Below are 26528 nucleotides of genomic sequence, written 5' to 3'. Positions count from 1 at the left end.
CCTGCCAAGTCTTCGCTGGCTGCCCACATGGACGAAAGTCCGGCGCCCTTGTATGCCCGCGTCAAACAGATGATCAGCCAGCAGATCCTCAACGGCAACTGGCCGCCGCATTACCGCGTGCCGTCCGAAAGCGAACTGGTCAGCCAGTTGGGCTTTAGCCGCATGACCATCAACCGCGCCTTGCGCGAGCTTACCGCCGAAGGTTTGCTGGTGCGTATGCAAGGCGTCGGTACGTTCGTCGCTGAGCCCAAGAGCCAGTCGGCGCTGTTTGAAGTGCACAACATTGCCGATGAGATCGCTTCCCGCGGTCATCGCCATACCTGCCAAGTCATCACGCTGGGCGAAGAGGCCGCCGGCTCCGAGCGCGCGGTTGCCCTGGAAATGCGCGAAGGCGGGCGGGTATTCCATTCGCTGATCGTGCACTTCGAAAACGACATTCCCGTGCAAATCGAAGACCGCTTCGTCAACGCCCTGGTTGCACCGGAATACCTGCAGCAGGATTTCACCCAGCAAACCCCCTACGCCTACTTGAACCAAGTGGCACCGCTGACTGAAGGCGAGCACGTGGTCGAAGCGATCCTCGCCGATGCCGCCGAGTGCAAGTTGTTGCAGATCGAGCCGAGCGAGCCGTGCCTGTTGATTCGTCGACGTACCTGGTCGGGTCGCCAGCCGGTGACCGCTGCGCGTTTGATCCACCCCGGTTCCCGTCACAGCCTGGAAGGACGTTTCAGTAAATGAGTGCAGTGAAAGTCTGGCGCGCCGCCGATTACGTGCGCATGCCGTGGAAAAACGGCGGCGGCAGCACCGAAGAAATTACCCGTGACGCAGGCACAGGCCTGGATGGTTTTGGCTGGCGCCTGTCGATTGCCGACATTGGTGAGTCGGGTGGGTTCTCCACATTCGCCGGCTATCAGCGCGTTATCACGGTGATCAAAGGCGCGGGCATGGTCCTGACGGTGGATGGCGAAGAGCAGCGTGGGTTGTTACCGCTGCAACCTTTCGCCTTCAAGGGTGAAAGCCAAGTGTCTTGCCGCTTGATCTCCGGGCCGATTCGCGATTTCAACCTGATCTACTCGCCGCAGCGTTACCACGCGCGGTTGCAGTGGGTGGATGGCGTGCAGCGCTTTTTCAGCACGGCGCAGACTGTATTGGTGTTCAGCGTTGCTGATGAAGTGAAGGTGTTGGACCAGGTGCTGGGCCATCACGACTGTCTGCAGGTGGACGGTAACACTGGGCTGTTGGACATCGCCGTAGCTGGCCGCAGCTGCATTATCGAACTGACTACACGCGGTTAAAAAATGTGGGAGCGAGCAAGCCCGCTCCCACATTTGTTTTGTGGTGTTCACACGATTTGTTTCCAGCCTGCGCACCAATTTGTTACCGAACGCCCCAGCGTGGCGCAAAACCATGCTGAAGTGACAAACCTCCTCTGCTGCAAAACTCCTCCGAAAGAAATTTCATCAAACCCCTAAGCCTTATTTTTCAAGGCTCGCACACCCATTCCAAAAAATTCTCAACAGCTCGCGCAGAAAGTTGGCCGCTTGATTGCATATGCTTGTATGTACAAGTAGAGATGTGTGCGTAAGAGTACTCTTCGCACCAATCATGTTCGCGCATCGATCGCTGAGGAGTCTGAGTTGTGACCAAGCCTACAAAATACCGTGACGTTGAAATCCGCGCCGCTCGCGGTAACAAGCTCACCGCCAAAAGCTGGCTGACTGAAGCGCCGCTGCGCATGCTGATGAACAACCTCGACCCACAAGTGGCCGAGAACCCGAAAGAACTGGTGGTGTACGGTGGTATCGGCCGTGCAGCGCGCAACTGGGAGTGCTACGACCAGATCGTCGAAAGCCTCACCAACCTGAACGACGACGAAACCCTGCTGGTGCAATCCGGCAAACCGGTCGGCGTGTTCAAGACCCACAGCAACGCACCACGCGTACTGATCGCCAACTCCAACCTGGTGCCACACTGGGCCAGTTGGGAACACTTCAACGAACTGGATGCCAAGGGCCTGGCCATGTACGGCCAGATGACCGCCGGCAGCTGGATCTACATCGGTAGCCAGGGCATCGTCCAAGGCACCTACGAAACCTTCGTCGAAGCCGGTCGCCAGCATTACAACAGCGACCTGACCGGCCGTTGGGTCCTCACCGCCGGCCTCGGCGGTATGGGCGGCGCCCAGCCATTGGCTGCAACCCTGGCCGGCGCCTGCTCGCTGAACATTGAATGCCAGCAGGTCAGTATCGATTTCCGCTTGAACAGCCGCTATGTCGACGAGCAAGCCACCGACCTCGACGACGCACTGGCTCGCATCGCCAAATACACCAAAGAAGGCAAGGCCATCTCCATCGCGCTGCTCGGCAACGCGGCTGAAATCCTGCCGGAACTGGTCAAGCGCGGCGTGCGCCCCGATATGGTCACCGACCAGACCAGCGCCCACGACCCGCTCAACGGCTACCTGCCGGCCGGCTGGACTTGGGACGAATATCGCGCCCGCGCCAAGACCGAGCCTGCCGCCGTGATCAAGGCCGCCAAGCAGTCGATGGCCGTGCATGTAAAAGCCATGCTGGAATTCCAGAAGCAAGGCATCCCGACCTTCGACTACGGCAACAACATCCGTCAGATGGCCCAGGAAGAGGGCGTGGAAAACGCATTCGACTTCCCAGGTTTCGTACCGGCCTACATCCGCCCCCTGTTCTGCCGTGGCATCGGCCCGTTCCGTTGGGCTGCGCTGTCGGGCGACCCGCAAGACATCTACAAGACCGACGCCAAAGTCAAAGAACTGATCCCCGACGACGCCCACCTGCACAACTGGCTGGACATGGCGCGCGAGCGCATCAGCTTCCAGGGCCTGCCGGCGCGTATCTGCTGGGTTGGGCTGGGTCAGCGCGCCAAGTTGGGCCTGGCATTCAACGAAATGGTACGCAGCGGCGAGCTGTCGGCGCCGGTTGTGATCGGCCGTGACCACCTGGACTCCGGCTCGGTATCCAGCCCGAACCGCGAGACCGAAGCCATGCAGGACGGTTCCGACGCCGTGTCCGACTGGCCACTGCTCAACGCCTTGCTCAACACCGCGAGCGGCGCGACCTGGGTTTCGCTGCATCACGGCGGCGGCGTAGGCATGGGCTTCTCCCAGCACTCCGGCATGGTGATCGTCTGCGACGGTACCGACGAAGCGGCCGAGCGGATTGCCCGCGTGCTGCACAACGACCCGGCCACCGGTGTGATGCGTCACGCAGACGCCGGTTACCAGATCGCGATCGACTGCGCCAAGGAGCAGGGCCTCAATCTCCCAATGATCAAGTAAGCCGGCACCACCCGAAAAACAATCCATCAGAGGTTGAACACACATGGCTGCAAATGACGCACGTGCAAGCACCACCCCGTTGATCGAAAGGCGTTCGATCGACTACATCCCGGAAGCGGAAAGACACGGTCGTCTATTGAGCCAGTTCACCCTGTGGCTGGGTGCCAACCTGCAGATCACTGCCATCGTCACCGGGGCCTTGGCCGTGGTGCTGGGCGGTGATGTGTTCTGGTCGTTGATCGGTCTGTTGATCGGTCAACTGCTGGGCGGCGGCGTCATGGCGCTGCATGCGGCGCAAGGCCCGCAATTGGGCTTGCCGCAGATGATCTCCAGCCGGGTGCAGTTTGGTGTGTATGGAGCGGTGATCCCGCTGGTGCTGGTGTGCCTGATGTACATCGGTTTCTCGGCCAGCGGCTCATTGCTGGCGGGGCAGGCGGTGGCGCAGCTGCTGCACGTGGAAGACTGGGTCGGCATTGTGTTGTTCGCCGGGCTGATCATGGTGTTCACCATCTTCGGCTACCGGGTTATCCATGGCATCGGCCGCATTGCCAGCGTGCTTGGCGTGATTGCGTTCGCGTACCTGTTCTACAAGCTGTTGGCCGGTAACGACATCGGCGCGTTGTTGGGCAACAAGCACTTTTCCCTGAGCAGTTTCCTGCTGGCGATTTCGCTGTCGGCGTCCTGGCAGATTGCGTTCGGCCCTTATGTGGCGGACTACTCGCGCTACCTGCCGCGCAGCACTGAGGCCAAGAAAACCTTCTGGGCGGTTGGCCTGGGTTCAGTGATCGGTGCGCAGGCGTCGATGGTGTTCGGTGTGTTCGCAGCGGCCTTGGCCGGTTCGCAATTCGCCCACCACGAAGTCTCGTTTATCGTCGGCCTGGGTGGCACCGGCATTGTCGCGGCGCTGCTGTATTTCAGCATCGCCTTCGGCAAGGTCACCGTGACCACGCTCAATGCCTACGGCAGCTTCATGTCGATCGCGACGATCATCAGCGGCTTTCGTGGCAGCCGGCACATTTCGAGTGCGGTGCGCCTGCTGTACATCTTCCTGATGGTGTCGATTGCCGCCGCGCTGGCGTTGCTGGGCAAGGACTCGTTCCTCAAGGATTTCTCCGCGTTCATCCTGTTCCTGCTGGCGTTTTTTACGCCATGGAGCGCGATCAACCTGGTGGACTTCTACTGCATCACCAAAGAGCGCTACGACATTCCGGCGCTGTCCAATCCCAATGGTCGGTACGGCCGCTGGAACCTGATGGGCATCAGCATCTATGTGTTCGGCGTGCTGATCCAGATGCCGTTCATCTCCACGCATTTCTACACCGGCCCACTGGTCGCCAGCCTTGGCGACACCGATATCTCCTGGATCATCGGCCTGGTGGTGCCTGCTGCGCTTTATTACTGGGCCGCGAAAAAGTGGCACAGCGCAATACCTGAAAAACTGATCCTGCCGGTAGAGCAGGGCGCTATACCAACGACAAACGGGCTGGCTGCACAGGCCTGATGGGACGTGGACAGGGCAGGATGCCTACTGACTGCCGTAATCCATTTCAAGATTGGGAGCGTCACAACAATGAAAATGAATAAGACCCTGTTGGCCACATTGTTCTCAGCAGGCGTACTGGCAAGTGCAAGCGCCCAGGCGGCAGGTTGGTGCGAATCGGGTAAACCGGTGAAATTTGCCGGTCTGAACTGGGAAAGCGGCATGTTGCTCACGGACATCCTGCAAACCGTTCTGGAAAAAGGCTACGACTGCAAAACCGACAGCCTGCCGGGTAACTCCATCACTATGGAAAACGCCCTGAGCAGCAATGACATTCAAGTGTTTGCCGAAGAGTGGGTCGGCCGCAGCGAAGTCTGGAACAAGGCCGAGAAGGCCGGCAAAGTCGTCGGCGTCGGTGCCCCTGTTATCGGCGCTGTCGAAGGTTGGTACGTGCCGCGTTATGTGATCGAAGGCGACGCCAAGCGCAAGCTGGAACCCAAGGCGCCGGACCTGAAAAACATCGCCGACCTGGCCAAGTACGCCTCGGTGTTCAAGGACCAGGAAGAACCTTCCAAAGGCCGTTTCTACAACTGCCCGGCCGGTTGGACCTGCGAGCTGGACAACAGCGAGATGCTGAAAAGCTACGGCCTGGAAAGCACCTACACCAACTTCCGCCCTGGCACCGGCCCGGCGCTGGATGCAGCGGTGCTGTCGAGCTACAAGCGTGGCGAACCGATCCTGTTCTATTACTGGTCGCCTACCCCGCTGATGGGCCAGGTTGATCTGGTGAAGCTGGAAGAAAAGCCCGGTGTGGATAAAAGCGTGAGCATCAAGGTCGGCTTGTCCAAGACGTTCCACGAGCAAGCCCCGGAACTGGTGGCGGTGCTGGAAAAGGTCAACCTGCCGATCGACCTGCTGAACCAGAACCTCGGTCGCATGGCTAAAGAGCGAATTGAATCGCCAAAACTGGCGAAAATTTTCCTCAAGGAACATCCTGAAGTCTGGCACGCATGGGTGAGCGACGACGCAGCCAAGAAAATCGACGCGGCCTTGTAGGTTGAGCGTTCCCGGTTGCTTTAACAGGCAACCGGGCGCCCGGCCACAACCCACTGGATCGAGAGCACGATATGTTTCCTGAGCGTTTTACGTTTTCCATTGCCGACTGGGTCAACGGTTGGGTGGATTCACTGGTTACCAACTACGGCGATGTGTTCCGGCACATCTCCGACACCCTGTTATGGGCCATCGTCAACCTGGAAGGGTTGCTACGCGCGGCGCCTTGGTGGCTGATGTTGGCCATCGTCGGTGGTGTCGCCTGGCACGCCACCCGCAAGGTGGTGACCACGGCGGTGATCGTCGGTTTGCTGTTCCTGGTGGGCGCCGTTGGCCTGTGGGACAAGCTGATGCAAACCTTGGCACTGATGATGGTCGCCACAGTGATCTCGGTGCTGATCGGCATTCCCTTGGGCATCCTCTCGGCGCGTAGCAATCGCCTGCGTTCGGTGCTGATGCCGCTGCTCGACATCATGCAAACCATGCCCAGCTTCGTGTACCTGATCCCGGTGCTGATGCTGTTCGGCCTCGGTAAGGTCCCGGCGATTTTCGCCACGGTGATCTACGCCGCGCCGCCGCTGATTCGCCTGACGGATCTGGGTATTCGCCAAGTCGACGGCGAAGTCATGGAAGCCATCAATGCCTTCGGTGCCAACCGCTGGCAGCAACTGTTCGGCGTGCAGCTGCCGCTGGCACTGCCAAGCATCATGGCCGGTATCAACCAGACCACCATGATGGCGTTGTCGATGGTGGTGATCGCCTCGATGATCGGCGCCCGTGGCTTGGGTGAAGACGTACTCGTCGGCATCCAGACTCTCAACGTTGGCCGTGGGCTCGAAGCCGGGCTGGCGATCGTGATTCTTGCAGTGGTCATCGACCGCATTACCCAGGCCTATGGTCGTCCACGGCACGAGGCGAGCAAATGACTACTGTCAGCAAAATTGAAGTAAAAAACGTCTTCAAGATTTTCGGCGCCCGTTCCAAGGATGCACTGGCCATGGTCGGCCAGGGCAAGACCAAGGACCAGGTACTGGCCGAGACCGGTTGCGTGGTCGGCGTGAACGACTTGTCCCTGAGCATCGGCACCGGTGAGATCTTCGTGATCATGGGCCTGTCGGGCTCCGGCAAGTCGACCCTGGTGCGTCACTTCAACCGCCTGATCGACCCCACCAGCGGCGCGATCCTGGTGGACGGCGAAGACATCCTGAAACTGGACATGGAAGCCCTGCGCCAATTCCGTCGACATAAGATCAGCATGGTGTTCCAGAGCTTCGGCCTGTTGCCCCACAAGAGCGTGCTCGACAACGTTGCCTACGGCCTGAAAGTGCGCGGCGAAACCAAGCAGGTCTGCGCCGAACGCGCGCTGCACTGGATCGAAACCGTGGGCCTCAAAGGCTACGAAAACAAATACCCGCATCAGCTCTCCGGCGGCATGCGTCAGCGCGTCGGCCTGGCCCGCGCCCTGGCGGCCGACACCGACATCATCCTGATGGATGAAGCGTTCAGTGCCCTCGACCCGCTGATTCGTGCCGAGATGCAGGACCAATTGCTGGAGCTGCAAAAGACCCTGCACAAAACCATCGTGTTCATCACCCACGACCTCGACGAGGCCGTGCGCATCGGCAATCGCATTGCAATTCTCAAGGACGGCAAGCTGATCCAGGTCGGCACGCCTCGCGAGATCCTGCATTCGCCGGCGGATGAGTATGTGGATCGGTTTGTACAGCGGCGGGCGGCGGTGGTCTGATCCGGATGACAGCGGGACGCAGAGCGTCCCAGGTGGCATTCCCACGCAGAGCGTGGGAACGATCAAATTGAAGAAGGTATGAAGATGTCCCTGGCTGAAAAAATCATCATCGCCGACGTCCCCATGCGCTGGCAGGACGTGGTCGCCGTGGCCCGTCACGGTGCTGTTCTCGAACTCTCGGGCCACGCCTGGGCGCGTATCGACAATGCCCAGGCCATCGTGCAGCGCATCGTCACCAGCGGTGAGCGCGCCTATGGCGTGAACACCGGTCTGGGCGCGCTGTGCAATGTGTCGCTCAAGGGCGAGCAACTCAGCCAACTGTCGCGTAATACCTTGCTGAGCCACGCCTGCGGCGTCGGTCCGGTACTCAGCGATGAGCAAACGCGTGCGATCATTTGTGCGGCAATTATCAACTACAGCCACGGCAAATCCGGCCTGCATCCGCAGGTGGTGCATTCGTTGCTGGCGCTGCTCAACCACGGCATCACGCCGCAAGTGCCGTCCCAGGGCTCGGTGGGTTATCTGACCCACATGGCGCATGTCGGCGTGACCTTGCTGGGTGTTGGCAATGTGAGCTACCGGGGCCAGGTCGTCCCGGCGCAACAGGCCCTGAGCGCCGAAGGTTTACAGCCGGTGGTACTGGGTGCCAAGGACGGTCTGTGCCTGGTCAACGGCACGCCGTGCATGACCGGCCTGAGCTGCCTGGCCTTGGCTGACGCGCATCATTTGCTGCAATGGGCCGACGTGATCGGTGCCATGAGCTTTGAGGCCCAGCGCGGTCAGATTGACGCCTTCGACGAAGCCATCATCGCCCTCAAGCCGCACCCGGGCATGCAACAAGTCGGCATCAACCTGCGCGCCTTGCTCGACGGCAGTGAAGTGATCGCCAGCAGCAAAGGCATCCGTACCCAGGACGCGCTGAGCATCCGCTCGATCCCGCAGATTCATGGCGCGGCGCGCGACCAGGTGGAACACGCCACTCGTCAGATCGAGACCGAACTCAACAGCGCCACCGATAACCCGTTGGTGCTCGGCACACCGGACAACTACCGCGTGGTGTCCCAGGCCAACCCCCACGGACAATCCGTGGCGCTGGCGGCCGACATGCTCGCCATCGCGATGGCCGAAATCGGCTCCGTGGCCGAGCGTCGCCTGGACCGCCTGATCAACCCGCACGTCAGTGGTCTGCCGGCGTTCCTGGTCAGCAACCCCGGGGTCAACTCCGGGATGATGATCGTGCAGTACGTCGCCGCCTCCCTGTGTGGGCAAAACCGCCAGTTGGCGCAACCGGCGGTGCTCGACAACTTTGTCACCTCGGGCCTGCAGGAAGACCATCTGAGCATGGGCACCAATGCCGCGCTCAAGCTGCATCAATTGTTGGCCAACGTCACCCAGATCCTTGCCATTGAGTACCTGCTGGCGGCCCAGGCGTTTGAGTTTCTCAAGGACCAGCGTTTCGGCGCGGGTACTGACAGCGCCTGGCGCCTGTTGCGTGAAAAGGTCTCGCCTTACGAACAAGACCGCTGGCTGGCGCCGGACATCGCGACGGCGGCCGCACTGCTCAAGGATGCCAACCTGCTGCACCGCACCTTGCCGAATTTGCACTGAACGTTTTTCCAACAATAACCAGCGTGCCAAGCCGCGAGTCGTTCTAAAAGAACACCGCGGCGGATAACGGAAGCATCCGGAGCGACTGGTAGTTAACAACACTCTCAAAAGGAGCATGAATGTGACTGCGCTAAATCTGATTCCAGGCCAACTGAGCCTCTCCCAACTGCGGGCCATCTACCAGCAGCCGGTAACCCTCAGCCTGGATGACAGCGCCACGGCGCAGATCGAAGCCAGTGTTGCCTGCGTGGAGCAGATTCTCGCCGAGAACCGCACCGCTTACGGCATCAACACCGGTTTCGGCCTGCTGGCCTCGACCCGCATCGCAAGCGAAGACCTGGAAAACCTCCAGCGTTCGCTGGTGCTGTCCCATGCCGCCGGTGTCGGTGAGCCGATCAGCGATGCGCTGGTGCGGCTGGTCATGGTGCTCAAGGTCAACAGCCTGAGCCGTGGGTTCTCCGGGATTCGCCGCCAGGTGATCGACGCACTGATCGCGCTGATCAACGCCGAGGTGTATCCGCATATTCCTCTGAAAGGTTCAGTGGGTGCTTCCGGTGACTTGGCGCCATTGGCCCACATGTCCCTGGTGCTGCTGGGCGAAGGCAAGGCGCGCTACAAGGGCGAATGGCTTGAGGCCACCGAAGCGCTGAAAGTCGCCGGCCTGACCCCGCTGACCCTCGCCGCCAAAGAAGGTCTGGCGCTGCTCAACGGCACCCAGGTATCTACCGCGTATGCTTTGCGTGGCCTGTTCGAAGGCGAAGATTTGTTCGCGGGCGCCCTGGCCTGCGGCGCCCTGACCGTGGAAGCGGTGCTGGGCTCGCGTTCGCCATTTGACGCACGTATTCACGCCGCTCGCGGCCAACGTGGGCAGATCGATGCGGCTGCGGCCTATCGTGACCTGCTGGGCGAAAGCAGCCAGGTCTCCCAGTCGCACCAGAACTGCGACAAAGTACAAGACCCGTACTCCCTGCGCTGCCAGCCGCAAGTCATGGGCGCCTGCCTGACCCAGTTCCGCCAGGCCGCCGAAGTGCTGGTGGTGGAAGCCAACGCCGTGTCGGATAACCCGCTGGTGTTTGCAGCCGAAGGCGACGTGATCTCCGGCGGTAACTTCCACGCGGAACCGGTGGCCATGGCCGCTGATAACATGGCGCTGGCCATCGCGGAAATCGGCTCCCTGAGCGAGCGCCGTATCTCGCTGATGATGGACAAGCACATGTCGCAATTGCCGCCGTTCCTGGTGGGCAATGGCGGGGTGAACTCCGGTTTCATGATCGCCCAGGTGACAGCAGCAGCGTTGGCCAGTGAGAACAAGGCGCTGGCTCATCCGCATAGCGTGGACAGCCTGCCGACTTCCGCCAACCAGGAAGACCACGTTTCGATGGCGCCGGCTGCGGGCAAGCGCCTGTGGGAAATGGCCGAGAACACCCGTGGTGTGTTGGCGGTTGAGTGGCTGGCAGCGTGCCAGGGCCTGGACCTGCGCGACGGCTTGAAAACCTCGACCAAGCTTGAAAAGGCTCGCGGCATTCTGCGCGACAAAGTGGCGTTCTATGAAAAGGACCGCTTCTTTGCACCTGACATCAACGCCGCCAGCGAGCTGCTTGCCAGCCGCTGCCTGAATGAACTGGTGCCGGCCAAGTTGCTGCCAAGCCTGTAACTGATCATTCCCACGCTCTGCGTGGGAATGCCGCCCTGGACGCTCTGCGTCTACTTTTAGAGCCGTGACGCTGAGCGTCACAGGATGCATTCCCACGCAGAGCGTGGGAACGATCCTCTTCTTATAAAAATAATTAGGGACGAGAAATGCACACGCAAGAAAAGGGTTTGAAACGCGGGCTCAACGCCCGACATATTCGCTTTATGGCTCTGGGCTCGGCGATCGGTACCGGGCTTTTCTATGGCTCCGCGTCCGCCATCCAGATGGCCGGTCCCGCCGTGTTGTTGGCCTACCTGATCGGCGGCGCCGCGGTATTCATGGTGATGCGCGCCCTGGGTGAAATGGCCGTGCACAACCCGGTGGCCGGCTCCTTCGGCCAGTACGCCAGCACCTACCTGGGCCCCATGGCCGGCTTTATCCTCGGCTGGACCTACGCGTTTGAAATGATCATCGTCTGCCTCGCCGACGTGACCGCCTTCGGCATCTACATGGGCTTCTGGTTTCCCGAAGTCGCACGTTGGGTCTGGGTGCTCGGCATCGTGTTTTTGATCGGCGGCCTGAACCTGTGCAACGTCAAAGTGTTTGGCGAGATGGAGTTCTGGCTGTCGCTGCTCAAGGTTGGCGCGATTGTCGCGATGATCCTGGGCGGCTTCGGCATCATGCTGTTCGGCATTCACACTGCCGGCGACACCCAAGCCAGCGGCCTCAGCAACCTGTGGGCCCACGGCGGCTTTATGCCCAACGGCGTTGGCGGTTTGATCGCCTCGTTTGCGGTGGTGATGTTCGCGTTTGGCGGCATCGAAATCATCGGCATCACCGCCGGTGAAGCCAAGGACCCGCAACGTGTGATCCCCAAGGCGATCAACGCCGTGCCGCTGCGCATCCTGTTGTTCTACGTGCTGACCTTGTTTGTGTTGATGGCGATCTACCCGTGGCCGCAGATCGGCACCCAGGGCAGCCCGTTCGTACAGATATTCAGCAACCTGGGCATCGGCTCGGCGGCGACCATTCTCAATATCGTGGTGATCTCGGCGGCGGTGTCGGCCATCAACAGTGACATCTTTGGCGCCGGCCGCATGATGTACGGCCTGGCCCAGCAAGGGCAGGCGCCCAAGGGTTTTGCCCAGCTGTCCAAACAAGGCGTGCCGTGGATGACCGTGGTGGTGATGGGCGCGGCGCTGCTCGGCGGCGTGGTGCTCAATTACCTGATCCCGGAAAACGTGTTCCTGGTGATTGCCTCGATTGCCACCTTCGCCACCGTATGGGTCTGGCTGATGATCCTGTTCACCCAGGTCGCGATGCGCCGCTCGATGACTAAAGAGCAAGTCGCCGAGCTGAAATTCCCGGTACCGTTCTGGCCTTATGCGCCTGCGGCGGCCATCGTGTTCATGTTGTTTGTATTTGGCGTGCTGGGCTACTTCCCGGACACCCAGGCTGCATTGCTGGTCGGCGCCGTGTGGATCGTGCTGTTGGTCGTCGCCTACCTGTTGTGGGTCAAACCCGCTGCCGGGCAAGCGGCCAAGGTCCATTACGACCCGGTTTTGTCTCATCGATAACTTAGGGAGGCGTTGATGAAAACGCTTTGGCAACACTGCCACGTCGCAACCATGGCCCACGGCAAATACTCGATCATCGAGGATGCCGCCATGGTCACCGCAGGTCAGCTCATCGAGTGGATCGGCCCCTTGGCCGATCTGCCGGAGGGAGACTATGCGCAGGTTCACGACCTGCAAGGCGCGTGGGTTACCCCCGGGCTGATCGACTGCCACACGCACACGGTGTTTGGCGGCAATCGCAGCGGCGAATTCGAGCAGCGCCTTGAAGGGGTGAGCTACGCCGAAATCGCGGCCAAAGGGGGCGGTATTGCCAGCACGGTGCGCGCCACCCGCGCCGCGACAGAAGATGAACTGTTTGCCAGCGCTGAAAAGCGCCTGCGCAGTTTGCTGCGTGACGGCGTGACCACGGTTGAGATCAAGTCCGGCTACGGCTTGGACCTGGCCAATGAACGCAAGATGTTGCGGGTTGCGCGTCGTCTCGGCGAAGCGCTGCCAGTCAGCGTGCGCGCCACGTGCCTCGCGGCGCACGCGTTGCCGCCGGAGTACAAGGACCGTGCCGATGACTACATCGATCACATCTGCGCCGAGATGTTGCCAGCCTTGGCGGCGGAAGGGCTGGTGGATGCGGTCGACGCTTTCTGCGAGTACCTAGCGTTTTCCACCGAACAGGTGGAGCGCGTGTTCAAGGTTGCCCAGCAGTTGGACCTGCCGGTGAAACTGCATGCCGAGCAGCTGTCGTCGTTGCACGGTTCCAGCCTCGCGGCGCGTTACCACGCGTTGTCGGCGGACCATCTGGAGTTCATGACCGAAGAAGACGCCATCGCCATGGCCGCTTCTGGCACCGTCGCCGTCTTGCTGCCGGGCGCTTTCTACTTCCTGCGTGAAACCCAGTTGCCGCCGATGGAGGTCCTGCGCAAGCACGGTGTGAAGATCGCTATAGCCAGCGACCTCAACCCCGGCACCTCACCGGCGTTGTCGGTGCGCTTGATGCTGAACATGGCTTGCACCTTGTTCCGCATGACCCCGGAAGAAGCCCTGGCCGGCGCCACCCAGCATGCGGCCACCGCGCTGGGCATGGGTGACACCCATGGGTCTCTGGAAGTGGGCAAGGTCGCGGATTTTGTCGCGTGGCAGATTGATCGCCCCGCCGACCTTGCCTACTGGCTGGGCGGCGAGCTGGATAAACGCGTCGTGCGCCACGGCGTCGACGTCACTGTTTGAGGAGCAATGCTGTGGACAAGGTTCTGAACTTCAAAAAAGGCCGCGTGCCGCTGCTGATCAGCATGCCCCACGCCGGGCTGCGTCTCACGCCTGCGGTGCAGGCCGGGTTGATCCCCGAGGCGCAGAGCCTGCCGGATACCGACTGGCACATCCCCACGCTGTATGACTTTGCCGAAGAGCTCGGTGCCAGCACCTTGGCGGCCGAGTACTCGCGGTTTGTGATCGACCTGAACCGGCCGTCCGACGACAAACCGTTGTATGTCGGCGCCACCACCGGTTTGTACCCGGCGACGCTGTTTGACGGCGTGCCGTTGTTCCGCGAAGGTCTGGAGCCGTCAAAGGAAGAGCGCGCAACCTACCTGGAAAAGGTCTGGGGCCCATACCACCGTACGCTGCAAGAGGAACTGGCCCGGCTCAAGGCCGAGTTCGGCTATGCGCTGCTGTTCGATGCGCACTCGATCCGCTCGGTGATCCCGCACCTGTTCGATGGCAAACTGCCGGACTTCAACCTCGGCACCTTCAATGGCGCTGCCTGCGACGCCGAGTTGGCCAGCCAGCTCGAAGCCATCTGCGCCAAATATCCCCAGTACACCCATGTGCTGAACGGGCGCTTCAAGGGTGGCCATATCACCCGGCACTACGGCAACCCGGCGCAGGACATCCACGCCGTGCAGTTGGAGTTGTGCCAGAGCGCTTATATGGAAGAGTTCGAGCCGTTCCGTTATCGGACGGATTTGGCCGAGCCAACCCAGGTGGTGTTGAAGCAGTTGCTGGAAGGGTTCCTGGCTTGGGGGCAAAAGCGCTACGGCTGAAATGGCTATCGCCGGCAAGCCTCACAGTCGCCGCAGTGCAACTGCCGGTCGCCACAGGTCGTGTTGATAGAGGTCTCGCTGGGTAAGGTTGTGGGTACGGCGCGTCAGACGCCACTCCCCACAATAAAAGCTGCCGAGTGAGACCTCTTTCATGAAAAGACTGTTCAACCGTTACCTGTTGACCCTCACCGGCGCCGCACTGCTCAGTGCACACGCCATGGCCGCCGAGCCGGCCTCCTGCAAAGCCGTGCGCATGGGCGTGGTCAGTTGGACCGACGTGATCGCCACCTCGGGCATGGCTGATGTGTTACTCAACGGCCTGGGCTACGACAGCAAACAGACCAGCGCTGTGCAGCAGATCATCTTCGCGGGCATCCGCGACAAGCGTCTGGATGTTTTCCTCGGCTACTGGAAACCGGCGATGGATAACAACATCGCACCGTTCCTGGCGGCCAAACAGGTCAAAGTCTTCGATAAACCCAGCCTTGCCGACGCCCAGGCCACCCTGGCCGTGCCGCAATACGTGGCCGATGCCGGGTTGAAGACCTTTGCCGATATCGCCCGCTTCAAAGACAAGTTGGGCGCCAAGATCTATGGCATCGAGCCCGGTAGCGGCGCCAATACCGATATCCAGAAAATGATCGACACCAACCACTTCGGCCTCGGCGGCTTCAAGCTGGTCGCCTCGGGTGAAGCGGGCATGCTGGCGGCGGTGCAACGCGCGGTGAACCGCAAGGAGTTCGTGGTGTTTGTCGGTTGGACCCCGCACCCGATGAACATCAACATGAAAATGGCCTACCTCACCGGCAGTGAAGATGTGTTCGGCCCTGACGAAGGTCGCGCCACGGTCTCCACCGTCACCGCGCCGGACTTCGCAGAGCGCTGCCCCAACGCCAATCGACTGTTGGAAAACCTGACCTTCACCGCCGCCCAGGAAAGCCAGTTGATGGTGCCGATCATGGAGCGCCAGTCGCCCCAGGATGTGGCCAAGCAATGGCTGCGTGATCACCCTGAGGATTTGCAGCGCTGGTTGGCCGGGGTCACGGCGTTTGATGGCAAGGATGGCGTGGCAGCGGTGCAGGCCAGCCTCAAACCCTGAGCCGAACTTGTCAGATAAAACAACACGTTTGGATCTCCAGCGTCAGGGATATTTGCGCATGTATTCGATCTCTCCGCAGCTTGCCGCCTTTGTCGCCAAAACCGAGTCCTTCACCAGTGACGACTCGTCGCTGGCAGGATTACGCCAAGGCTACGACCGCATGTGCCAAGCATTTACCCCGCCACAGCCGCCAGGACTGCAAGTTTCGGACTTTTCACTGGGTGGGGTGAAGGTGCGTAGCTATAAGCCTACGACTCCCACTCCGGTTGATGGCTGGCCCTGCCTCCTTTATATGCACGGCGGCGGCTGGGTGGTCGGCGGGCTGGATTCCCATGACTTCATTTGCTTCGAACTGGCCAGCGCGTTACAGGTGCTGGTGATCGCCATCGATTACCGCCTGGCGCCTGAACACCCATTCCCAGCGGCTTACGAAGATTGCCGCGCGGTGTGGCAAGCGATCCAGGCGGGGCAGGGGCCGTACGCCATTGATCTCCGGCGTCTGGTGGTGGCAGGTGACAGCGCGGGCGGCAATCTGGCGGCGGCGTTGTGCCTGGGCCTGCGGGATGACGGCCAGCCGCGGCCCCGGGCCCAAGTGTTGATCTATCCAGGCTTGGGTGGCCCGGCCGATTTGCCATCACGCCGCGATTGCAGGGATGCGCCATTGCTCACCACCGCCGACACAGACTGCTATCTGGCGCTCTACCTGCTGGGTGCGGGCCAGCCGTCGTCCTATGCCATGCCGCTGCTGGCTGAAGACTTCAGCGATTTGCCCAAGGCATTGATCGCCGTGGCGCAGTTTGACCCGCTGCGTGATGACGGCATGCTCTACGCCGAACGCCTTCAGGCGGCGGGCGTAGCAGCGGTGCTTTATCCCGGGAAAGGCCTGATCCATGGCTGCCTAAGGGCGCGCGGCCAAGTGCCGGAGGTGGATCAGTTGTACGACTATCTGTTGTATTACCTGAGGAGCGAAGGGCTGACACAGGTCTAAGCGCTCAAGGACATGCTCATTGCACAATTCGGGTTTATGATGCCAGACGGCAAAATAATAGACGTCCCCCCAGGGATGAACCCGACACCCTACGGAGCGCGCAATGCAGACTTGGTACCCGCAGATCAAACCCTACGCCCGGCACGATCTGGCAGTCGATGAAACCCACACGCTGTATGTCGATGAAAGTGGCTCCCCCGAAGGTTTGCCCGTCGTATTCATCCACGGCGGCCCTGGTGCCGGTTGTGATGCCAACAGTCGCTGCTACTTTGATCCGAGCCTGTACCGCATTGTCACCTTCGACCAGCGTGGTTGCGGTCGCTCCACCCCTCGCGCCAGCCTGGAAAACAACACCACCTGGGACCTGGTCGCCGACCTCGAGCGCATCCGCGAACACTTGGGCATCGAGAAATGGGTGTTGTTCGGCGGTTCCTGGGGTTCGACCCTGGCCCTGGCCTACGCGCAAACCCACCCAGAGCGGGTCCATGGCCTGATCGTGCGCGGTATTTTCCTGGCCCGTCCCCAAGACATTCAGTGGTTCTACCAGGCCGGCGCCAGCCGTATGTTCCCGGATTACTGGCAGGACTACCTTGCCCCGATCCCTCAAGAAGAACGCCACGACCTGCTCACGGCCTACCATAAGCGCCTGACCGGCAACGACCAGATTGCCCAGATGCATGCGGCCAAGGCCTGGTCCACCTGGGAAGGTCGCATGTTGGGCCTGTGCCCGAACCCTCAGCAGGTCGAGCGGTTTGCCGAGCCCCAGCGCGCCCTGTCCATCGCGCGTATCGAGTGCCACTACTTCACCAACAACTCCTTCCTGGAACCTGACCAGCTGATTCGCGATATGCACAAGATCGCCCATCTGCCTGGCGTAATCATTCACGGCCGCTACGATATGATCTGCCCACTGGATAACGCCTGGGAGCTGCATCAGGCGTGGCCCAACAGCGAACTGCAAGTGATCCGCGAGGCTGGCCATGCGGCATCCGAGCCGGGAATCACTGATGCGTTGGTGCGTGCGACCGGCGAGATGGCACGGCGCCTGCTTGACTTGCCGCCAGAAGAAGCATGAAGGGCCTGTTGCAAAGGGTGCGTGGCGCCCGGGTTGAGGTCGCGGGCGAAGTAGTGGGGTCGATCGATCAGGGTTTGCTGGTGTTGGTGGCCGTCGAACCTGGCGATACGCCCGAGAGCGCCGACAAACTTTTGCACAAGCTGCTTAACTATCGGGTGTTCAGCGACGAAGAGGGCAAGATGAACGTGTCCTTGAAGGACATCGGCGGCGGTTTGCTGCTGGTGTCACAGTTCACTCTGGCGGCGGATACCAAAAGCGGGCTGCGTCCGAGCTTCTCTACTGCGGCCCCACCGGCCTTGGGTGCAGCGCTTTTCGATCACTTGCTGTTACAAGCGCAACAATTGCATGGCAAGGTGGCGTCGGGGCGTTTTGGCGCTGATATGCAGGTGCATTTGGTCAATGATGGCCCTGTGACCTTCCTCTTACAGACGTGAATGTATTAAAAACGACTTTTAATGCCTAAAAACGCAGGATTTCGCTACAAATACTTCGTTGTCCCTGATGCGTTGTCTCGCGGGCTACTAGATAATCGCGCGCTACGGGGATCAGCGTTGTTTGGTCCATTTTTGACTTAGGTAGAGACTTGTCCGGCAGCCGTTGGGGAATCATTTAGCCCCAGGGGAGTCGGAACAATGCTCGCCAACCTGGCATATAGATAGCTGGCCGTTGGTTTTTTGATCTGTTTTCGGCGAGGGTTGCTCGTGATTGTTAGTCCCTGTAATGCACCAAAATTGTCTGCCAAACGGTTACGAAACGCACTGGTGACGGGCTCTGCCCTGTTTTGCCTGTTCGGCGCGGGTCAACTGTGGGCATTCAGTCTGGATGATGTGTCGGCCAAGGCAAAAGAGCTGGCCGGGCAGAAATACGAAGCTCCGCGCAGCAATCTGCCAAACGAATTCCGCGAAATGAAATTCGCTGACTACCAAAAAATTCGTTTCCGCAACGAGAAAGCCGAGTGGGCTGATCAGAACACGCCGTTCAAGCTGTCCTTCTATCACCAGGGCATGCACTTCGACACGCCGGTGAAAATCAACGAAGTCACTGCCGACAGCGTCCAGGAAATCAAATACGACCCGACTCGTTTCGATTTCGGCGACGTGAAGTTTGATCCTAAAGCCACCGAACAACTGGGTTATGCCGGTTTCCGTGTGCTGTACCCGATCAACAAGGCTGACAAGCAAGACGAAATCATGACCATGCTCGGCGCCAGCTACTTCCGCGTCGTTGGCAAGGGCCAGTCCTATGGCCTGTCCGCCCGTGGCATGGCGATCGACACGGCATTGCCGTCCGGCGAAGAATTCCCGCGCTTCACTGAGTTCTGGATCGAGCGTCCAAAACCGGGTGAAAAACAGCTGGTGATCTTTGCCTTGCTGGACTCGCCTCGGGCTACCGGTGCCTATCGCCTGACCCTGCGCCCTGGCACCGACACCATTGTCGACGTCAAATCGCAGATGTTCCTGCGTGACAAGGTCACCAAACTGGGCGTTGCTCCGTTGACCAGCATGTACCTGTTCGGCGCGAACCAGCCGTCGAAGGTGCTCAACTACCGTCGTGAACTGCACGATTCCAGCGGCCTGTCGATCCATGCCGGTAACGGCGAGTGGATCTGGCGCCCACTGAACAACCCTAAACACCTGTCGGTCAGCAACTTCGCCGTAGAGAACCCGCGTGGTTTCGGCTTGCTGCAGCGTGGCCGCGACTTCAGCCACTACGAAGACCTGGACGACAACTACGACAAGCGCCCAAGCGCCTGGATCGAGCCTGAAGGCGACTGGGGCAAGGGTTCCGTCGACCTGGTAGAGATTCCGACCGCCGATGAAACCAACGACAACATCGTTGCGTTCTGGAGCCCGGCCGAGCTGCCTAAAGTCGGCGAACCGCTGAACGTCAGCTACCGCCTGCACTGGACCATGGACGAAAAGGCCCTGCACCCGACCGACAGCGCCTGGGTCAAGCAGACCCTGCGTTCCACCGGTGACGTGAAACAGTCCAACCTGATCCGTCAACCCGATGGCAGCGTGGCCTACCTGGTGGACTTCGAGGGCCCGTCCCTGAAAGCCCTGCCGTCTGATGCGCCGGTTCGCAGCCAGGTCAGCGTTGGCGACAACGCCGAGATCGTTGAGAACAGCGTGCGCTACAACGAGCACACCAAAGGCTGGCGTCTGACCCTGCGTATGAAGATCAAGGACGCAGGCAAACCGACCGAAATGCGTGCGGCCCTGGTCCAGGACATCGTGAAGCCTGAGCCTGAGAAGGTTTCGACCCAAGTGCTCAAGGCTGACAAAGTGCTCGCTAAACAGCACGAAAAGCAGGCCAAGAAAGACGCGAAAGACAAGGAAGCCAAGCAGCCAGAAGCTGCCCCAGCCACACCGGAGCCGGCCAAGACAGAACAAGTCCTGACCGAAACCTGGAGCTATCAGTTGCCTGCCGATGAGTAATTCCCAAGCCACGCCCGAGACTCTGTCCGAGTACCTGGCGCATCTCCCGATGACTGCTGAGCAGCGCGCCGAACTGGCGGGCTGCACATCCTTCAGCGAACTGCACGAACGCTTGTCGTCCAAGGCCTTCGACGCACCGACCGACGCTGCCCAAGCGTCGGTTGGCCGCCGGCTGACCCTCAACACCGCCGAAGAGCTGCAAGACGCGGAAATGCTGGCGCTCGACGCCAGTGGTCGGGTTTGCCTGAAGGCCACGCCGCCGATTCGTCGGACCAAAGTGGTGCCTGAGCCTTGGCGTACCAACATTCTGGTGCGCGGTTGGCGCCGGCTGACCGGTCGTACCAACCCTCCGGCCCCGCCGAAGGATGAACGTGTATTGCCGGCGGCGCGCTGGCGCACCGTGGGTTCGATCCGTCGTTACATCCTGCTGGTGCTGATGCTCGGCCAGACCATCATTGCCGGCTGGTACATGAAAGGCATCATGCCGTACCAAGGCTGGTCGCTGGTCGACTTCGACGAAGTTCGTAACCAGACGCTGCTGCAAACCGCCACCCAAGTACTGCCTTACGCCCTGCAAACCAGCATCCTGATCATGTTCGGGATCTTGTTCTGCTGGGTGTCGGCTGGTTTCTGGACTGCATTGATGGGCTTCCTGGAGTTGCTCACCGGTCACGATAAATACCGAATCTCCGGTAAAAGTGCCGGCGACGAGCCAATTCCGAAAGACGCCCGCACCGCGCTGGTGATGCCGATCTGCAACGAAGACGTGCCCCGGGTATTCGCCGGTCTGCGTGCGACGTTCGAATCGGTGGCCGCCACGGGTGACCTGGATCGCTTCGATTTCTTCGTGCTCAGCGACAGTAACGACGCTGATATCTGTATCGCCGAGCAGCAAGCCTGGCTCGACGTGTGCCGCGAAGCCGGTGGTTTCGGCAAGATCTTCTATCGCCGCCGTCGCCGTCGCGTAAAGCGCAAGAGCGGCAACCTCGACGACTTCTGCCGTCGTTGGGGCGGTGACTACAAGTACATGGTCGTTCTCGACGCCGACAGCGTGATGAGCGGCGAATGCCTGACCAGCCTGGTGCGCTTGATGGAAGCCACGCCGGATGCCGGGATTATCCAGACCGCGCCACGGGCGTCGGGCATGGACACCCTGTATGCGCGCATGCAGCAGTTCGCCACCCGCGTGTATGGCCCGCTGTTTACGGCCGGCCTGCACTTCTGGCAACTGGGTGAATCCCACTACTGGGGTCACAACGCGATCATCCGCATGAAGCCGTTTATCGAGCACTGCGCCCTGGCGCCATTGCCGGGGAAAGGCGCGTTCGCCGGTGCGATCCTCTCCCACGACTTCGTTGAAGCTGCGCTGATGCGCCGTGCCGGCTGGGGCGTGTGGATTGCCTACGACTTGCCGGGCAGTTACGAAGAGCTACCGCCGAACCTGTTGGATGAACTCAAGCGTGACCGTCGCTGGTGCCACGGCAACCTGATGAACTTTCGCCTGTTCCTGGTCAAGGGTATGCACCCGGTGCACCGTGCGGTGTTCCTGACCGGCGTGATGTCCTACCTGTCGGCGCCTTTATGGTTCTTCTTCCTGGTGCTGTCGACGGCGTTGCTGGCGGTGAACACCTTGATGGAACCGCAGTACTTCATGGCACCACGCCAGCTGTACCCACTGTGGCCTCAATGGCATCCGGACAAGGCGGTGGCGCTGTTCTCCACCACTATCGTGCTGCTGTTCCTGCCGAAGTTGCTGAGCATCATCCTGATCTGGGCCAAGGGCGCGAAAGAGTTCGGCGGCAAGTTCAAGGTGACCTTGTCGATGCTGCTGGAGATGCTGTTCTCCATGCTGCTGGCGCCGGTGCGGATGATCTTCCACACCCGCTTCGTACTCGCCGCGTTCCTCGGCTGGGCTGCGACCTGGAACTCGCCGCAGCGTGACGACGACTCCACGCCATGGAGTGAAGCGGTCAAGCGCCACGGTCCGCAAACCGTGCTCGGCTTCCTGTGGGCGCTGTTGGTGGTGTGGTTGAACCCAAGCTTCCTGTGGTGGCTGATTCCGATCGTCGGTTCGCTGATGCTGTCGATCCCGGTGTCGGTGATTTCCAGCCGGGTCAAGCTGGGCCTCAAGTCTCGCGACGAGAGCCTGTTCCTGATTCCTGAGGAATACAATCCGCCGCAAGCGTTGCTGTCGACCGAGAAGTACACCCACGAAAATCGTTGGCACGCCCTGAATGATGGGTTTGTGCGTTCGGTAGTCGATCCGCAGCAGAACGCCTTGGCCTGTGCCCTGGCGACCTCGCGTCACCGCGAGGCGGAGCCGATCGAGTACTTGCGCCTTGAGCGTGTTCGCCACGCGTTGAAAGTCGGCCCTGCCGGCCTCAACAACAGCGAGCGCCTGGCCTTGCTCAGCGACCCGGTGGCCCTGGCTCGCCTGCATGAGCAGGTCTGGAGCGAAGGTCATGCCGAGTGGCTCGGCGCTTGGCGTGAATCGATCAAAGCTGATCCTCACGCGCCGTTGCTGCCGCTGCAACCGCTGTCGTCCCAGGCTCAACCGGCCTGATTCAGACGCCCCCGAGTGTTCATCTCGGGGGCGTTCGAAGCGCTGATCCTACAGCGTTCCCCGCCTCTTCCATTTAACGCTAACTCCTTGTTATTTCGAAACAAAAGACCTTTGTTCGAGACGTATTGCCGTGCCCGTGCCTGGGTTAGCATCGCCCCCCAAATTTGATTTGCCACGGGGGATTCATGAGCAAAAGGTATTGTTTGGCATGGCTGATCGGCGCTGTCGTATTGATTTACGCAGGTCTGGTGAATGCTGGCGCCCTTGACGACGCCGTTCGACGCGGTGTGCTTAAAGTCGGCACCACGCCCACTTACGTCCCCTTTGAAATGACGGATAAACAGGGGCGCATCGTCGGTTTTGAGATCGACTTGCTCCAGGCGATGAGCCGCGCGTTGGGCGTTGAGCTTGAACTGATTGCGGTGCCTTATACCGAGTTGCTGCCGGGTCTGATGGCGAAGAAGTTTGATCTGATTGGCAGCGGCATGACGGTTACTCAGGAGCGCAACCTGAAGCTGAATTTCAGCGACTCCTTCATCGTGGTTGGCCAAACGGTACTGTTGCACCCCCGCCTGGCCGGCATGGTTTCGAGTATTGAAGACCTGAACGAGGCTGGATACCGGATCGTTGCCACTGAAGGCACCACTGGAGAGGCTGCTGCACAACGCTTTCTGGGGGCGGCTCGTCTAAGTAGTTTCACCACCTCGGAAGAAGCTATACGGCAGGTAGTCGAGGGCAAGGCCGATGCCTTTATTCATGACGCGCCCTACAACCTGATCGCGATGACCCGGCCGGAAAACCGCACGTTATTGGCGCTTGAACAACCCTTTACCTTCGAGCCCCTGGCGTTCGGCCTGAAAAAAGGTGATTACGACAGCCTTAACTGGATCAACCATTTCCTCAATCAGGTGGCACAGGATGGCACCTACGATCGCCTGCACGATAAGTGGTTTAAGGACACCACCTGGATGGCGGAGATCGATTGAGTGTCATAACTGCTTACACATCAATCAATTGCCGAACACAGGCTCTTGGCTGCACCGTTGTGGGGCTTTTCCGACATACGCCGATAACATTTACCCGTGAAACCTTTGTGACGGGGGACGAGTGAGTTAGGATCGCACCCCGCAATGGTGCAGCCCTTTTGCGCACCGGCCTTACAAGAATCGTTCAGGGGACTTGATGATGAAAAAGTATCTTTCGATGCTGCTGCTAGGCGTCACTACGCTGGTCGCCGCAGCTGCGGCCCAAGCCGGAGCCATCGATGATGCGGTCAAGCGCGGCACGCTGAAAGTCGGCATGGACCCGACCTACATGCCGTTCGAAATGACAGATAAACGCGGTGAAATCATCGGTTTTGAAGTCGACATCCTCAAGGCCATGGCCAAGTCCATGGGCGTCAAGCTGGAGCTGGTGTCCACCGGTTATGATGGCATCATCCCGGCCTTCCTGACCGGCAAGTTCGACATGATCGGCAGCGGCATGACCCTGACCCAGGAACGTAACCTGCGCCTGAACTTCAGCGAACCCTTCATTGTGGTCGGCCAGACTTTGCTGATCCGCAAGGACCTGGAAGGCACCATCAAGTCTTACAAAGACCTGAACGACGAGAAATATCGCCTGACCTCCAAGCTTGGCACCACGGGTGAAATGATCGCCAAGAAGATGATCTCCAAAGCCAAGTACCACGGCTATGACAACGAGCAAGAAGGCGTGTTGGACGTGGTCAACGGCAAAGCCGACGCCTTCGTCTATGACGCGCCGTACAACGTAGTGGCTGAGAAGAAAGTCGGCAACGGCAAGCTGGTGTTCCTCGACGAACCCTTCACTTTCGAGCCTCTGGCGTTCGGCCTGAAAAAAGGCGATTACGACAGCCTCAACTACATCAATAATTTCCTGCACCAGATCCGCAACGACGGCACCTACGATCGCATCCATGACAAGTGGTTCAAGAGCTCCGAGTGGCTCAAGGACATGGAATAAGGGCTGACATCGAGTCGATCGTTCCCACGCTCTGCGTGGAAATGCAGCCCGTGACGCTCCGCGTCACAAAGCGGACGCAGAGCGTCTAGTGAGGCATTCCCACGCAGAGCGTGGGAACGATCTCAATCAATCCCGGAATTCGCAATGAAACAGAAAAAAGCCCAATGGCCCTGGCACCTGCTGACCGTGGTCGTGTTGGTTGGCCTGGCTGGCGCGTTGTACTACGCCACCTCGCTGATGTCCTACGAATGGCGCTGGAACCGCGTGCCGCAGTACTTCGCCTATCAGGCCGAAACGTCGCAGCGTGCCGCCGACATTTCCACCGTCGTTGAGTTGGTACGCAAAGGCGATGTAGCCGAAGTCACCCTGCGCAACGACGCCGGAGTGGAGCAAAAACTGACCGTTGCCGACAACAGTCTGCAAGTTGCACGTGGCGATGACGTGGCCGAAGGCGATGTGGTGGGCGTGACCCGCCATTGGGCGCTGGGCCCGCTGATGTGGGGCTTGTGGACCACGTTGTGGCTGTCGGTGGTGTCCGGGATTCTGGGCTTGGCGATTGGTTTGGCGACGGGGTTGTGCCGTCTCTCCAGTAACCCGACCCTGCGCGACCTGTCGACGATCTACGTCGAGCTGGTGCGCGGCACGCCGCTTTTGGTGCAGATCTTCATTTTCTATTTCTTCATCGGCACGGTGCTCAACCTGTCTCGGGAATTCGCCGGGATCGCCGCACTGTCGCTGTTCACCGGCGCCTACGTGGCGGAAATTGTCCGCGCCGGCGTGCAGTCCATCACCCGTGGTCAGAACGAAGCCGCGCGCTCCCTGGGCCTGAGTGCCAGTCAGTCTATGCGCCACGTGGTGTTGCCGCAGGCCTTCAAGCGCGTGCTACCGCCGCTGGCCGGGCAATTTATCAGTCTGGTGAAAGACACGTCCCTGGTCTCGGTGATCGCCATTACTGAGCTGCTCAAAAGCGGTCGCGAAGTGATCACCACCTCGTTTTCGCCGTTTGAAATCCTGTTCTGTGTGGCAGGCCTGTACCTGCTGATCAACCTGCCGCTGTCGAAAATGGCCAGCCGGCTTGAGCGGAGGCTCGCGCAAAGTGATTGAAGTTCGCGATCTGGTAAAAGTCTTCGACACCCGTGGCCATGTGGTGCGCGCGGTGGACCACGTCACCACCCAAGTCGCCAAGGGCGAAGTGTTGGTTGTGATTGGCCCGTCGGGTTCCGGTAAGTCAACGTTCCTGCGCTGCCTTAACGGGCTGGAAGAATTCGATTCCGGCTCGGTGAGCATCGACGGCCTGCAACTGGCCGACCCGAAAACCGATGTGAACGCCTACCGCCGTGAAGTCGGCATGGTGTTCCAGCACTTCAACCTGTTTCCCCACATGACCGTGCTGGAAAACCTGTGCCTTGCGCAAAAAGTCGTGCGCAAGCGCGGCAAGCAAGAGCGCGAGGCCAAGGCCCTGGCGCTACTGGAGAAGGTCGGGATCGCGCAGAAGGCCAACGAATTCCCGTCACGCCTGTCTGGCGGTCAGCAACAACGGGTGGCGATTGCCCGGGCCCTGGCCATGGAACCCAAGGTGATGTTGTTTGACGAACCGACTTCGGCCCTCGACCCGGAAATGGTCGGCGAAGTACTGGACGTGATGAAGACCCTGGCCCTGGAAGGCATGACCATGGTCTGCGTCACCCACGAGATGGGTTTTGCCCGCGAAGTCGCGGACCGTGTGCTGTTCTTCGATCACGGCAAGCTGCTCGAAGACGCTTCCCCAGCCGAATTCTTCGATGCGCCGAAAGACCCACGGGCCCAGGCCTTCCTACGCCAAGTCCTGTAATCACCTCACCCGTAGCAGCTGTCGAGCTTAAGCGAGGCTGCGTCGGGCGCGCTGCCGATACAGGCGCGTGTCGCGCCTCACGCAGCCTCGCTGGGGCTCGACAGCTGCTA

21 protein-coding genes and 1 pseudogene are annotated in these 26528 nt (G+C 60.3%); all 22 read left to right on the top strand.

Annotation, left to right across the window (positions count from 1 at the left end):
• The first annotated feature begins 27 nt into the window (after positions 1 to 27).
• The 22 genes and pseudogenes from hutC (at position 28) to BFL40_RS02605 (ending at position 26418) form a co-directional block, all read left to right on the top strand.
• The gene (hutC, locus tag BFL40_RS02710) at positions 28 to 738 is read left to right on the top strand and encodes a histidine utilization transcriptional repressor HutC (protein WP_173668614.1); all 711 of its coding nucleotides are present in this window, start codon (positions 28 to 30) and stop codon (positions 736 to 738) included.
• Complete coding sequence (locus tag BFL40_RS02705; protein ID WP_071482624.1) at positions 735 to 1295, top strand: HutD/Ves family protein; 561 nt, start codon at positions 735 to 737, stop codon at positions 1293 to 1295. The genes hutC and BFL40_RS02705 overlap by 4 nt, the downstream gene beginning before the upstream one ends.
• A gap of 344 nt (positions 1296 to 1639) precedes the next feature.
• Positions 1640 to 3310 carry a urocanate hydratase gene (gene hutU / locus BFL40_RS02700; RefSeq protein WP_016972277.1) on the top strand — a complete coding sequence of 557 codons (1671 nt, stop codon included), beginning with the start codon at positions 1640 to 1642 and terminating at the stop codon, positions 3308 to 3310.
• Between the two features lie 43 nt (positions 3311 to 3353).
• Positions 3354 to 4811, top strand: a complete 1458-nt coding sequence (locus tag BFL40_RS02695; RefSeq protein ID WP_071482625.1) for a purine-cytosine permease family protein — start codon at positions 3354 to 3356, stop codon at positions 4809 to 4811.
• Between the two features lie 69 nt (positions 4812 to 4880).
• Positions 4881 to 5846 (top strand): ABC transporter substrate-binding protein, encoded by a 966-nt coding sequence (locus BFL40_RS02690; protein ID WP_071482626.1) that lies wholly within the window; start codon positions 4881 to 4883, stop codon positions 5844 to 5846.
• A 71-nt stretch (positions 5847 to 5917) separates the two neighbouring features.
• A complete protein-coding gene (locus BFL40_RS02685; RefSeq protein ID WP_071482627.1) occupies positions 5918 to 6769 on the top strand; it encodes an ABC transporter permease in 852 nt (283 codons plus the stop codon).
• Positions 6766 to 7590, top strand: coding sequence for a quaternary amine ABC transporter ATP-binding protein (locus BFL40_RS02680; protein WP_071482628.1), 825 nt, complete (start codon positions 6766 to 6768; stop codon positions 7588 to 7590). The genes BFL40_RS02685 and BFL40_RS02680 overlap by 4 nt, the downstream gene beginning before the upstream one ends.
• An 84-nt stretch (positions 7591 to 7674) precedes the next feature.
• A complete protein-coding gene (gene hutH, locus BFL40_RS02675) occupies positions 7675 to 9198 on the top strand; it encodes a histidine ammonia-lyase (RefSeq protein ID WP_071482729.1) in 1524 nt (507 codons plus the stop codon).
• 115 nt (positions 9199 to 9313) lie between these two features.
• Positions 9314 to 10852, top strand: coding sequence for a histidine ammonia-lyase (hutH, locus tag BFL40_RS02670; RefSeq protein ID WP_139213518.1), 1539 nt, complete (start codon positions 9314 to 9316; stop codon positions 10850 to 10852).
• A 146-nt stretch (positions 10853 to 10998) separates the two neighbouring features.
• Positions 10999 to 12408 (top strand): amino acid permease, encoded by a 1410-nt coding sequence (locus BFL40_RS02665; RefSeq protein WP_071482629.1) that lies wholly within the window; start codon positions 10999 to 11001, stop codon positions 12406 to 12408.
• Between the two features lie 15 nt (positions 12409 to 12423).
• Positions 12424 to 13629: an imidazolonepropionase gene (gene hutI / locus BFL40_RS02660; RefSeq protein ID WP_071482630.1), complete on the top strand. Its 1206-nt coding sequence runs from the start codon at positions 12424 to 12426 to the stop codon at positions 13627 to 13629.
• Positions 13630 to 13640: 11 nt separating this feature from the next.
• A complete protein-coding gene (gene hutG / locus BFL40_RS02655) occupies positions 13641 to 14441 on the top strand; it encodes an N-formylglutamate deformylase (protein ID WP_071482631.1) in 801 nt (266 codons plus the stop codon).
• Positions 14442 to 14592: 151 nt separating this feature from the next.
• A complete protein-coding gene (locus BFL40_RS02650) occupies positions 14593 to 15540 on the top strand; it encodes a choline ABC transporter substrate-binding protein (protein ID WP_071482632.1) in 948 nt (315 codons plus the stop codon).
• A 58-nt stretch (positions 15541 to 15598) separates the two neighbouring features.
• Positions 15599 to 16528: an alpha/beta hydrolase gene (locus BFL40_RS02645; protein ID WP_071482633.1), complete on the top strand. Its 930-nt coding sequence runs from the start codon at positions 15599 to 15601 to the stop codon at positions 16526 to 16528.
• 103 nt (positions 16529 to 16631) lie between these two features.
• Positions 16632 to 17603 carry a prolyl aminopeptidase gene (gene pip / locus BFL40_RS02640; RefSeq protein ID WP_071482634.1) on the top strand — a complete coding sequence of 324 codons (972 nt, stop codon included), beginning with the start codon at positions 16632 to 16634 and terminating at the stop codon, positions 17601 to 17603.
• Positions 17600 to 18037: a D-aminoacyl-tRNA deacylase gene (gene dtd / locus BFL40_RS02635; RefSeq protein WP_071482635.1), complete on the top strand. Its 438-nt coding sequence runs from the start codon at positions 17600 to 17602 to the stop codon at positions 18035 to 18037. Before pip ends, dtd begins: the two co-directional genes overlap by 4 nt.
• A gap of 267 nt (positions 18038 to 18304) precedes the next feature.
• A complete protein-coding gene (locus BFL40_RS02630; protein WP_071482731.1) occupies positions 18305 to 20041 on the top strand; it encodes a glucan biosynthesis protein G in 1737 nt (578 codons plus the stop codon).
• Positions 20034 to 22621: pseudogene (mdoH, locus tag BFL40_RS02625) on the top strand (glucans biosynthesis glucosyltransferase MdoH); the annotation flags it as partial. The gene BFL40_RS02630 and the pseudogene mdoH, both read left to right, overlap by 8 nt.
• Positions 22622 to 22789: 168 nt before the next feature.
• Positions 22790 to 23590 (top strand): transporter substrate-binding domain-containing protein, encoded by an 801-nt coding sequence (locus tag BFL40_RS02620; RefSeq protein ID WP_071482637.1) that lies wholly within the window; start codon positions 22790 to 22792, stop codon positions 23588 to 23590.
• A gap of 199 nt (positions 23591 to 23789) precedes the next feature.
• A complete protein-coding gene (locus BFL40_RS02615) occupies positions 23790 to 24587 on the top strand; it encodes a transporter substrate-binding domain-containing protein (RefSeq protein ID WP_071482732.1) in 798 nt (265 codons plus the stop codon).
• A 144-nt stretch (positions 24588 to 24731) separates the two neighbouring features.
• Complete coding sequence (locus tag BFL40_RS02610; protein WP_071482638.1) at positions 24732 to 25691, top strand: amino acid ABC transporter permease; 960 nt, start codon at positions 24732 to 24734, stop codon at positions 25689 to 25691.
• Positions 25684 to 26418, top strand: a complete 735-nt coding sequence (locus BFL40_RS02605; protein ID WP_071482639.1) for an amino acid ABC transporter ATP-binding protein — start codon at positions 25684 to 25686, stop codon at positions 26416 to 26418. The genes BFL40_RS02610 and BFL40_RS02605 overlap by 8 nt, the downstream gene beginning before the upstream one ends.
• Positions 26419 to 26528 lie beyond the last annotated feature (110 nt).

Origin of the sequence: Pseudomonas costantinii (assembly GCF_001870435.1) — a bacterium.
GTDB lineage: Bacteria > Pseudomonadota > Gammaproteobacteria > Pseudomonadales > Pseudomonadaceae > Aquipseudomonas > Aquipseudomonas costantinii.
Note: the sequence above shows the minus strand (reverse complement) of the source record. Positions and strands in the feature narration are given on the sequence as shown.